At 42.3% G+C, this 12,457-nt stretch carries 8 protein-coding genes; 4 read left to right on the top strand and 4 right to left on the bottom strand.

The features are described from left to right. Window positions 1-153: 153 nt before the first annotated feature. A complete protein-coding gene (locus tag MKY63_RS22325; protein WP_036688680.1) occupies window positions 154-1,026 on the bottom strand; it encodes a carbohydrate ABC transporter permease in 873 nt (290 codons plus the stop codon). A gap of 15 nt (window positions 1,027-1,041) precedes the next feature. Next, the gene (locus tag MKY63_RS22320; RefSeq protein ID WP_036688682.1) at window positions 1,042-1,998 is read right to left on the bottom strand and encodes an ABC transporter permease subunit; all 957 of its coding nucleotides are present in this window, start codon (window positions 1,996-1,998) and stop codon (window positions 1,042-1,044) included. 144 nt (window positions 1,999-2,142) lie between these two features. On the opposite strand from MKY63_RS22320, the gene MKY63_RS22315 reads away from it, so the two are divergent. From MKY63_RS22315 to MKY63_RS22305, 3 genes are all read left to right on the top strand, one after another. Then, entirely contained in the window at window positions 2,143-3,954 is a 1,812-nt protein-coding gene (locus MKY63_RS22315; protein WP_076141014.1) for a sensor histidine kinase, read from the top strand. A 4-nt stretch (window positions 3,955-3,958) separates the two neighbouring features. Beyond that, window positions 3,959-5,569, top strand: coding sequence for a response regulator (locus tag MKY63_RS22310; protein WP_076141015.1), 1,611 nt, complete (start codon window positions 3,959-3,961; stop codon window positions 5,567-5,569). 105 nt (window positions 5,570-5,674) lie between these two features. Beyond that, window positions 5,675-7,360, top strand: coding sequence for an ABC transporter substrate-binding protein (locus tag MKY63_RS22305; protein WP_036688689.1), 1,686 nt, complete (start codon window positions 5,675-5,677; stop codon window positions 7,358-7,360). A gap of 68 nt (window positions 7,361-7,428) precedes the next feature. Here MKY63_RS22305 and MKY63_RS22300 read toward each other — a convergent pair whose 3' ends face one another. Continuing rightward, on the bottom strand, window positions 7,429-8,562 hold the full coding sequence (locus tag MKY63_RS22300) for an SGNH/GDSL hydrolase family protein (RefSeq protein ID WP_076143804.1): 1,134 nt from the start codon (window positions 8,560-8,562) through the stop codon (window positions 7,429-7,431). 167 nt (window positions 8,563-8,729) lie between these two features. Between MKY63_RS22300 and MKY63_RS22295 the strand changes: the two genes are divergently transcribed. After that, window positions 8,730-9,275, top strand: coding sequence for a CDP-alcohol phosphatidyltransferase family protein (locus MKY63_RS22295; RefSeq protein WP_076106418.1), 546 nt, complete (start codon window positions 8,730-8,732; stop codon window positions 9,273-9,275). Here the strand turns inward: MKY63_RS22295 and MKY63_RS22290 are convergent. Further along, window positions 9,262-12,378: an ATP-binding protein gene (locus tag MKY63_RS22290; RefSeq protein WP_339809836.1), complete on the bottom strand. Its 3,117-nt coding sequence runs from the start codon at window positions 12,376-12,378 to the stop codon at window positions 9,262-9,264. The two genes, MKY63_RS22295 and MKY63_RS22290, sit on opposite strands and share 14 nt — an antisense overlap. Between the last annotated feature and the right edge of the window lie 79 nt (window positions 12,379-12,457).

The following is a 12,457-nucleotide window of genomic DNA, read 5'->3' as shown; positions in this document are numbered from 1 at the left end:
CATTAGCACTGTACCACCTCCGAGCATATTTCATGCCAAAAGTATAGCACCGTATTTTAGAAGGCGCAATTCATCTCGGGTGTCTATTTTTCATGCCATACCTACAAAAAAAGGGAGCTACATGGACTAGTCCAGTAACTCCCTCTTTTTTGACTATTCTTTTACAGCGCCGACTACGATCCCTGTCACAAAATAACGTTGCAGGAATGGATAAACCAACAATATCGGTAGCGCACTTATGAAAATCTGTGAAGCCCGTATGGTCCGTTGAGACAAGTTAGCTACGGCTGACGGATCAAGCTTGGACATATCTGCCTGAACGATAATGGTCTGCATAAACGTCGCCAGCGGCAGCTTATCCGAATCTCTGATATAGATTATACCGTCAAAATAAGAGTTCCAATGACCCACCATCATGAATAGAGAAACCGTTGCAATGACTGGTAAGGAGACTGGTAAATATATTTTCAAAAAGGTCTTAAAATGTCCTGCCCCATCAATAAAGGCCGCTTCCTCAAGGTCCTTAGGTACACCACGGAAGAAGTTCAGCAGCAAAATGATGTTAAATACGGCTACCAATCCAGGTAGGATAAGTGCCATCAAAGAATTCATCAGCCCGAGCTTTAGAATCAGGATATATCCCGGAATCAGACCCCCACTGAACAGCATGGTTACGACAAAATACCAAAGGTAGATATTACGCGCCCGGAAAACTCTAGTTTCCTTAGAAAGAGCATAGGCTGCAACCGTATTTACTACCAGTGCAAGTGCTGTTCCTAGGATTGTCCGCTCTACCGACACCCACAGGGATGTAAGAAAATTAGTGTTGTTAAAAGTTTTTGCATAGGCCTCCAAAGTGAAGCCAATTGGCCAAAAGGTGACCAAACCAGCATTGGCTGGGGCGGACGCACTAAGAGATACCATGAGTAAGTGATACAATGGCAGCAAGCAGAGCACCGAAAGGATAGTTAGGAGCACATTGTTGAATATGCTAAATATTCGATATGGAAGGGTTTTATGGTACATTTGTTGTCATCCTTTCTAGAAAATTCTGTACCCTGCAAATCTATAGGCAAGTCGGTATGAAATAACGATTAGAATTAAACTAATTGCCGATTTAAAAAGATTAACTGCGGTCGCAAAGCTGAATTGTCCGCTGAGAAGACCTTCTCTGTACACAAAGGTATCAATGATATCCCCTTGTTGATAGATCAAAGGACTATATAGATTAAATACCTGGTCAAAGTTGGCGTTCAATACATTGCCCAGTGCCAAGGTCGCAATTACAATAGCAATTGGAATAAGTGCTGGTATGGTAATATACATCGTTTGCTTCCAGCGACCTGCCCCATCCACTTCAGCAGCTTCATAAAGTGATGGATTAATGCCGGATAGCGCAGCTAGGAAAATGATCGTGTTGAAACCAAATTCTTTCCAAACATCACTGGCTATGATGGTAAATCGGAACCAATTGCCGTCCCCTAGAAAAAAGATCGGTTTTATGCCGAAAACGGACGAAATAAACTGATTGACGATCCCTGTTTGTGCTAGGATATCGATCAGAATTCCTGAAAGGGTAACCCAAGACAAGAAATGCGGTAGATAGACGAGTGTTTGAATAGATCTTTTAAGACCCATATTCCTTACCTCATTGAGCAACAAAGCGAATATAAAAGGAATAATCAGGTTCAAAACAATTTTGGAGCAAGCAAAAAACAGTGTATTCCAGGTGATTTGCAGGAAATAATCGTTCTCCCACATGTACCTAAAATGCTTAAGTCCGACCCATTCGGAATCAAAAAATCCTAATGCAGGCTTATAATCCTGAAATGCCATGAGTATTCCTGACATGGGGATATAAGAAAAAATAAAAACCATAATTGCCGCTGGTAATACCATGAAGTGGAGCACCCATGGTTGTTTATAGCCTTTTTTTCTTTTTCTTTTTATACTTGGTTTATTTTCCAGGCCTACCTGCTGTATTGAATTAGCCTCCATAGCTCTCTCCTGTTCCCAAAAAAAATATTTTGTGTGTGATGGGGATCTCTGCTATAAATAGTATCAGGCGTTTCTCAGGTTTGACTATATAACATTGTTAGGCTTGATATGGTTTTATTAGGACATCATCTGGAGGGTACATTTATGAATATTTGGAAGCGCTTTACATCCCTGAGAGAATTAACACAATCCCGGTTTAGTTTGTTTGCCAAAATAAACTGCCTGATCATACTCTTGTTCATCCCCATCATTATCATGTATACCTTTTCAAATAACGTCACATACGATGTTGTAAGCAAAGAGCTGCAGGTGTCCAATACGAAGCAGCTCACTTTTCTGTCCAGTCAAATTGATTCGCGTATTAATCAGATGATGGACTTCGCCCTTATCCTTTCTAGAGATCCCAATGTCAGAGCCTTCAACGGATTAAACATTTGGGCGGATCGATATGATCAGATGCAGACCCGGTATGTCATTCAGGAAAAGATGGTGCTTCAATCCGGGGTTGCAGATATTTGGCCTGCCAGATATGCCGTACATTCACAGCAAAATAAAGATGTCATCTCCAACTACAACCGGACATTTGGGTATGATGAGGATTACTTAAAAAGAAATATGAGTGGAAAATGGACGTATGGCGATCATAGCTTGGAATCTAAAGACGAGCTAAAATCCTTTTACTGGTTCTATACGGATTCCTTAGCTCAGCCGGGGATGTTGACGGGAAGCAACTTGGTGATTGAAGCCAGCTTCAGTTATGAGAATATTCAGAACATGCTGGATACGTACAAGGAAGGTGGACAAGGTGATCCTTTTTTCTATCATAAAGGGAACTCGCCAATTCTGAATCGCAGTGCGGACAAGCAGTTATCTGAAGAACTCATTCTTTACCTGGATAAACACTCACCTGAGAACACTACCCAGGATGTAGTCAAACTCAATGGCAAGAACTACCTGGTCAGCTCTGTGAAGTCCTCCTATTTGGATTGGAATTTAATAGATGTTGTCCCTCTATATCAAATCCTAAAACCCATTTCGCTCAGTCAGGATTTGTTCTATATCTCGATGATTTTGCTGTTTGTTATGGGAATTTCCGCTTCCATATTACTATACAGAAATGTTCAATATCCTATCAAAAAGCTAATTAAAGGCTTACGGCGCGTGCAGCGTGGAGATTATTCTGTACGTCTTCATAACGAGGGCCGGAACGAGTTTTCGTTTCTATTCCATCGCTTTAATGATATGTCCCATCAAATTCAAGACCTGATAGAGAATGTGTTCAATGAGAAAATCCGTGCCCGCGAAGCTACACTTAAGCAACTGCAGGCGCAAATCAATCCACATTTTCTCTATAACTGCCTTGGTTATATTATCAATATGGCCCAAATGAAGGATGAGGACGCTGTCGTCTCAATGGCTTATAATTTAAGTGCTTACTATCGTTATACTACCCGAATGGAACGGGAAACCGCGTCACTGGATGAAGAAATCAAGCTGCTCGTCAACTATTTGGATATTCAAAAGCTGCGCAATGCCAGAATTGATTATCATATCGAAATCCCTGAGAACATGTTAAGCCAGTCTGTGCCACGTCTAATGCTTCAGCCTATTGTGGAGAACTCAGTCATTCACGGAGTGGCCAAATCGTATTCATCGGGTGAGATTAGCATTAGTGGTGAGATTTCGAACGGCTTCTGCAAGATTTATATTGATGACGACGGGCCTGGCTTGAATCCGGAGCAGTTAGAAGCTTTGAATCGTAAAATGCAGGAGCCATTGCAGGAAGAAATGGGCTGTGGGCTCTGGAATACGAATCAGCGGATCATGCACCTGTTCGGTAATCAATCCTGTCTAACCTTTAAACCATCCCCTCTTGGAGGTTTCCGAACAGAGATTATCTGGGAAATCCCTACTGAGGATGAATATTCTAAATTTAAGAATCATCAAGGAGAATAACAACATGCAAATGATTATAGTAGACGATGAAGCGCACTGGGTAGATAATCTTGCCATGACTAAACCCTGGCATACGCTAGGAATTGAACAGGTGCATAAAGCGTATTCGGCACGTGAGGCGCTACAAATTATCGATACCAACCCGATTGATATTGTGATCTCGGATATCCAAATGCCCGAAATGACGGGAATTGAATTAATAGAGCGGATAAGAAAACGTGATAAAAAGATTAAATGCATTATTTTATCAGGCCATTCGGAGTTCGATTACGCCAAAAAAGCACTCCAGCATAATGCTGTCGATTATTTGCTTAAGCCACCTACCGATGATGAAATCATCGGTGCAGTCAAAACTGCCATCGAGCAATTGAACACAGAATGGGAACTTATCAGTTCGCTTAAACGAACCCAGTTTACCCTACGGGAAAATCTGCCGCTTTTACGTGGTCAACTGCTGCTTGATGCCTTGCAAGGTCATCAATTTCAAGCTGGCGAATGGGAACGGAAGCTCGTAAATTATGATTTGCCCTTCCATTCTGGCGATTGCGCTTTGATGCTTGTACGCATGGAAGAAGAATTTAGCCATTATAACAATAATGATCAAACCTTAATTGAATATGCCATCATCAATATGGCTGAAGAGATTATGGGTGAATTCATGCAGGTCTGGGGCGTTAAAGAAGAACATGGATATCTTGTGTTTCTGCTTCAGCTTAAAGAGAAAGGATCCGACATCGGCAAAGAAACCATCCTAGAAAAGCTTTCTTTACAGCTTCAGTATAAGGTTAAGCAATTTCTGAAAGGTTCCCTGTCCATAGTAATCACCGAGTGGTTCCAGTTTCCCGAGAAGGTGTCGAGCCGTTTCCGTCAGGCTACAGCTTATTTCCGGCAGATCGTGGGAGACGAGCGCGAATTCGTAATGCGGGTCAGCGAATTTGAACCTTCCACCACCCAAGGACCTTTGGATGCCCTTTACACCCCGCCGACACTAATTCACCTGCTTGAAAGTGGGCATTGGGATGCTGCGGAAGAGAAACTACTCGCTGTCTGCGCGGAGCTGGATGAGAAATGGTCTGAATCGTGGGAGCATTGCATGGAGGCCGGTTTTTTAATCACTGCATCCTTCACGAATCTCGCACACCGAAATGGACATACTCTAGCTAACTTAGTGGGAGACGATCTCGGTTGGTTGCAAAGCGGTGAAGCGTTCTCGACCATCGGTAAACTTAGAAAATGGTCCCTCAGCATCCTGAGCAAATTGAAAGAAGGAACGTCTAACGAAATTAAGGACATCAGGTCTGAATATGTGAAAAAGATTCAAGATTTCACAGACAAAAACCTGCATTTAGATGTTTCATTACGGGTTCTGGCTGACCATGTAAACCTCCATCCGACTCATTTATCAAAAATTTATAAGATTGAAACGGGTGAAGGAATAAGCGATTATATCTCGCGCCTGCGCATGGATCGGGCCTGCCATAAGCTGAAAAACACTTCTAAAAAAGTCTATGAAATCAGCATGGAGATTGGCTATATGGACCCTGCTTATTTTATAAAAGTATTCAAACGACAGTTCGGAGTAACACCGCAGGAATATCGAGACAATAATAAATAGCATGATAGAGTCCTATCGAAACTAAAAATCTCATATAGATGCCATCCCCGACTAGTTGTTAAAGTTACACTTGTAAAGATCATACACAGTAGGGGGAATTAAAGAATGATCAAGTTCAAAAAAATGTGGTCGTTGTTAACGGTCACAGCACTTATCACACTCACAGCCTGTGGCAGTGGCGGCGGAAATAATGAAAACGCCAAACAAAACAATACCACATCGTCTGAGACTAGTTTATCTGAAGCAGATGCTGCTTTTGAAAAAGGTAAATACGATCCACCCATCGAGTTCAGTTCGGTATTGATGCCGAAGAAATATGTTCAAGGCGATACAAAAGAAAACAATGTTCACGATCGCTGGATGCTGGAAACACTGGGCATGAAGCATAAAGATACTTGGTATCCTGCCAATGACGATCAATACAGACAAAAGCTTCAGCTTGCCATTGCTTCTGGCGAAAAGCTGCCTGACTTCGTTTCTGTACCAACCAATGCAGTGTTGACCAATCAACTGATTGATTCCGGTCAGTTCATTGCTATCGATGAGTTGTTTGACAAGTATGCTAATAAAATTCTAAAAGATCATGCTGCAGCACACCCAGAACTTTGGTATCCATTCACAAAAGACGGTAAGAAATACAATATGCCGATCCTTGAATATACCGATAATGACGATACCCTTCTCTGGTTACGGGAAGATTGGATGGAAAAGCTGAACCTTCAAGCTCCAAAAACAATCGCCGATCTTGAGATCATTATGGACAAATTCAAGAACGAAAACCCTGACGGTCTAGCACCTAAAGATGTTTTCCCACTTGCGATTTCTTTGAAAAACAATACAAACACCTGGATGGGCCAACTCGACTGGTTATTCGGTGCTTATGGTACGATTGAGGAACAATGGAATAAAGATGCCGATGGCAATCTAGAATACGGTTCCATTAATCCTGGTGCTAAACAAGCCCTTGCTAAGCTTAGTGAGTGGATGGAAAAAGGTTATATTCACACAGACTCCGCACTTTGGGATGAAGGTAAATCTGCTGAAAGCTGGACAAAAGGCGCCGCAGGTATTCTACCAGGAGCAAACTGGGTTCCAGACTGGCCGGCTCCCGATCTTATGAAAAATGTACCTGGAGCGAAGATCAAAGCTTATCCGGTTCCAGCAGGTCCAGACGGACTCATCGGTACCAAATGGCAGAACTCTGGGGTAAACGCTAGTATCATGATTAACAAAGATGCTAAGCACCCTGAAGCAATTTTCTTATACTACAACTACTTGCTTGATAACCTAGCTAATCCTGCAGCTGGTAGTGAATTTGAATACGGCTTTGCTAAAGGCTACGATTGGGACATGATTGATGGAAAGCCTACTAGTGATAAAGAGAAGATTAAAGACTTCTCCAATGAGTTTCCTTTCTTAACTGGACCGGCTCGTATTCCTGATCTGTTCATGAAGACATTGGTTAAACTTGCTGATGGTGAAACACCTGTAACTCCTTATGAAAAACAAATGGCTGAGTTCCGTAAACCGGAAAACTGGGCCGCTGCAAAAGTTGTTATGTCGCAAATAGACATTCGTAGACAGAACTATTTCACTGGTGCTGCGACACCAACGATGGTATCCAAATGGAATCTGCTTCGTCAATCCGAAATGGAAACCTTCAACAAAATCATTTACGGCAAGCTTCCAGTAGATGCCTTTGACTCCTTTGTTTCCAACTGGAAAGCAAATGGTGGTGACCAAATCACCAAAGAAGTTAACGAATGGTTCAAGTCTGTATCCACCAAATAGACTAAAGTAAATAAAACAAGCCGGAGCGTGTTCCTTACGCTCCGGCTTGTTTTTTTATGAATTCATCATTAACTTTCGCCCGCTAGAATCCCTTTCAAATACCCCGTCAACTCTTTTGCCGCTTGTTCATGAGCTAATGCTCCCGGATGACTTCTTGCCCCTATGGTCTCATCCGTCATATTTGGAAGCTGCAACACTGAAACCTGCTTGTCCCCTGTTTTCTTGCTATAAACATCGACCGCTCGGTAGATCGCCGGCATCATGGGGATACCAAGCATCCCGTATGCCCATACGAGATGTGCATGTTGATTATTTTTTCTAAGCTTCATCAGAAATTTCTCGGCGGCATCGACAAAAGCTTGTATATCATCCTCATGATAGGTCCCGTCTTCATTTAAGCGTTGTTTATGGCTTTCCCCTGTTACCTCATCTTTCCATTCTGGCGATTGAAAAGCGCCCCCATCATTTGTTCCTAGATTAACTACCACAACATCTGGCTGCCAGGATTCAAAAGAGTGTTCTTGAAAAGCTCCTAAAGCTTCGTTTTTTGCTCCAGTTAGAAGACCACAAACCTGTTCATAACAATCAGGGATATTACCGTGCGGATTATTATCCCAGCTAGTAAGGACGCCCCAGCCACTTTGAGAAATAACTCTATATTCTGCATTTAAAGCATCTGCCGTCATGCTAGTATAGTTGTTAATGGCACTAAACCACATTGGTATCCAGTCTTCTTCAGCCTTGGCACCTATACTTCCTTCACCGGATGTTATACTGTCACCTATGAACTCTATCTTGTGGGGTTTGTCCGCAACCGGCAGAAATTTCCCATCCATCTTCACCGCATGTATCTGCAAAGAGCAGCCAGGGTCTCCACTCATTGCCTGCACATCTTTTACAATACGTACATTTTTCACAACACGTTCATTCATGCCTCTAAATACACAAATCCAATACCGGCCTGCTACTAACATTTGTCTGCTAACAGGAACAGAATTGATCAGGATGCTAATCCAAGGTTCATAAACATCATAATCTGCTTCTACTTCAAGCCATAGCTCAGAACTTTTAACATTTAATTCGACCGCACTGCCTGTCCAAAATAACGTTAGTGGAGAAAGTAAACCTGTTGTTCTGCCGTGAATTTTCAGATGTTCGATATCAGCTAATGTATGTACCTTTAAGTTTGTATTCTGCTTCATAAAATCCCTCCTAAATTACCACTAGAATCCTAATCTACACTTCTACTTCACTACTTCTTCAATACTATCTTATAATCCTTTTCCAAATAGCATATAGCATATAGCATATACTCTGCCTCTGGTACAATAAAAATAAAATGAGGTCATGAACAAAGGTGGGATTGAAGTTGAAAGTTATACCTAATTGTATTACACTTGGCAGAATTATTTTGGCAATCATGCTGTTATTCTTCGAGCCCCTAAGTTCGGCCTTTCTTGTAATTTATATCCTTTGCGGAGTCACCGATCTGATAGATGGTCCAATTGCCCGAAAATCAGGCACAACAAGTCATCTCGGAGCAAAGCTGGATTCTGCTGCCGACACGATACTAATCGGGATCTGCTTATTTACTTTGTATCCGTTTCTGGGTCTTGCACTCGAATTCATCTTATGGATCTTCTTGATCGCGGTCATCCGCATAACATCGATAGGGATCGCCCTCCGGAGATTCAAAACTTACGCAAGCATCCATACCTACGGCAATAAACTTACCGGGCTCCTCTTATTTATAACTCCTTTATGGCTTTCCCATAGTACCCACACCATTTGGACAACCATTGTCTGTATAATTGCAACCTTATCCGCCGTGGAAGAATTGATCATCCAAATCACATCCACTCAATTACAGCTGGACAGAAAAGGATGGTTTTACAACCATCCTAATCAGGAATAATGAAAGACACTGTAGTTCCCACCCCAGGAATACTTTGAATCTTCAAGCCTTGTCCATATAATTGTGTTAATCTCCGATCTGTATTAAGGAGACCAATTCCTTGATCCTTAAGACTTTTGGGCTGTAATAACTTGCTGACTTGAGCTTCATCCATTCCAATCCCCGTATCTGCAATGATAAAATGAACAGCCTCCGCATGTGTCTCGATGTGAATACGCAAGGTTCCACCTTTTGCCCGACTTAAGATCCCATGCCGGACGGCGTTCTCGACCAGTGGCTGAATCGTCAGCGGAGGAATTAGAAGCTGGAGATTCGCGTCTACTTCCCATTCAACTTGTAGCCTCTCCTCAAAACGCTGCTGCTGGATATATACATAATTCTCGACCAGCTCCAGCTCTTGCGACAGCGAAACAAGTTTGCCTGCATTTAAGAAGTCAAAGCTGATCCGCAGATAAGTAGTGAACGCATCTGAAAGATCTTTCATTTTGACAGTGTCAAAATCACTCAAGGACATAATCGAATTTAATGTATTAAAGAGAAAATGTGGATGGATCTGCGCTTGTAAATAAGCAGCCTCCATTCTCAAACGATCATTGACTGCTTGCTTCATAGAAGTGAGCGACGAAGCACGATACTTCAATTCTATGGCATCTACTGGCTTGGTTACATAGTCATTAGCGCCAGCCAAGAAACCTGCGTAGACATCCTCCTGCTCACTGCGGGCGGTCAATAGAATAATAGGAAGTTCATACATCGTGAACCGCTCGCGTATCAATCTTGTCAATTCATAACCAGACATGCCCGGCATCATCACATCAGCGATAACCAAATCAAACTGCTCATGATGCAACATATCCAGCGCCTCACGGGCTGAAGTCGTTGTATCAATCCGATAAGCTCCATCTGATAAAATATTTTGCAGAACTTTTAAATTGACCGAATCATCATCAACCGCCAGCACATGTATGATGTCAGCGTCTGTATCGAGCTTCGAGAGTGCCTCTACTTCCTTTGTATTATAGGTGGCAGCCACCATAGCTGATTTCTCAGCAGTTATCCACGTGCTGAATGGTGACAATGGATCCGAATCTTTTTCTGTATGAACATCTGGAATAGATGACTGCAGGCCCCCTTTAGCTACAGGTAATTTGAAGCTGAACTTACTTCCCTGACCCGGCTGCGATTGCAGCAATAATTCACTGCCATGCAGTTCGACCAGCTCCTTACAGATGCTAAGTCCCAGCCCAATGCCGCCTTGACCGTAAGCCCCTTGTTCATAGCGCATAAAAACACGCTTTTTCAAAGCTTCATCCATACCTACTCCTGTATCCGTAACATGTATCCATACATCCCCACCTACTTGTTCTGCGGCCAGTTCAACACTTCCCTGTTCGGTGTACTTTAGTGCGTTATGAACTAAATTAATCAGAATCTGCACCAATCGCTCCTCATCCGCATAAACACGAGGCAGTTTCTCATCTATAGACATTCGAAGCTCTACCTTCGTCCCACCGGTTAAGAAGCGTAACATATCCAGTACACCTTCAGCCAATGACCTCACTTGCAAGACCTTTATATTCATCACAATCCGCTTATCCTGCAATCGCACAACATCAAGCAAGTCATTCAGCATAAGCGACATCCGGCGACTGACCATAATTAGCAATTCCATGTCACGCTGGCTCTCTTCATCCAGCACATGTTTTTTTCTTGTTAACACACTTTGGGCAATATTCATAATCCCATGCAGTGGAGTGCGCAGCTCATGTGACGTATTGGCTAGAAAACGGTCCTTTAATTTATTGGATTCCGCCAATTGAGCGTTCAGTAACACATTTTGATGGGATTGATGAAAATATCTCCTAAACCAATAGGCGGAAAATGCGGCAAGGGCAGCAATTAAATCTACGGGATAAAACATGAATTGTGAGCTACCGGCATAGTAGACAGCCCCCCACAACATATTATTTAGTACTGCTAACACTGAAAACAATAAAAATAGAGCACCTTCAGCTCGTAAGGATACCATCTTCCAAAAATAATATACCGTCCAACACACTGGGACGTAATACAGGATCATGTAATACCCTTTTCCGATGATATATAACACTGCCTCTTCAGGACCTACAATAATAAATAAAGTAAAAATGAGAACTGATAGGATGTAACTATAAAACGCCTTGCCTTTCCGTCGATTCCCCAATAGTTCTCTTCCCATCAATAAAAGGAATAGACAAAACCCTATATACGAAAGAACCTTTAACCTCAACATCCAGGCAAAATCAACATGAAGAAACCGGAACAACAGTCCATTATGTTCAACCCCAATGGATACAGCCGCAGCGACCATCATTAGGAAAAAAATAATCAGCTCTGTTTTTCGTACATCCATCAGATAGATAATCAATAAATACAACCCATGTAGAAGAAGCATGACCCCTACGACTAACTGCAAGCCAATGGAATTCCAGTATATAGTGTCTACTTCATGTTGAATACCAAACTCCACCGACCGAATTATGCCCCCTTTTAGTGGAGACTCATAGTTTGACGTCCGGACAAACAGATCCAGATGCTTCTGATCTGTAGGTGTATAACTGATTAAGAATGCTTTCGTCACATAAACATGCTCTTCCTTCTCGTCAGATAACACACCAAACCGTGCGAGCACTGTTCCATTGATCTCCACTTCAGAAGAAGTATAGATGGACTGGAACCAAAAGCTTAGCGGCTCAGACAAGGGTTGATCTAGCAAAATACGCATATGATAAGTTCCGTATCCATATGCCTTTTTTTGCTCTGAAGGATTAAATGCGGTACTCCAGTTACCCGGCACCTGAAGCATTTGGCCTTTTAAAACGCTATCCACATTGGCGGCATTCACCCATTGTTGAGGATAAAACTCCCATTCTCCATCCAATGGAAAAGAGCTTAGTGATTCAAGGTCTACTCCCCGCAAATCGAGCACACCTTGCTCCACTACCGGGGCATTGGATAAAGTAAAATGATTGTACCAGCTCCAGCGTATTGCAATCAGCAGGCAGATGAATACTACTATGTACAACATATGACTTAACTTAATTTTATTCTCCGAAGTTCTCATAGACTCCTCATTCGTCAATAGTATTTAATAGTGCTATATCCCTATCTCCAACTTTGAGCAATACAGTATGATTATACTA

It is taken from the genome of Paenibacillus sp. FSL R7-0189, from assembly GCF_037969925.1.
GTDB classification, from domain to species: Bacteria; Bacillota; Bacilli; order Paenibacillales; family Paenibacillaceae; genus Paenibacillus_AQ; species Paenibacillus_AQ odorifer.
Note: the sequence above shows the minus strand (reverse complement) of the source record. Positions and strands in the feature narration are given on the sequence as shown.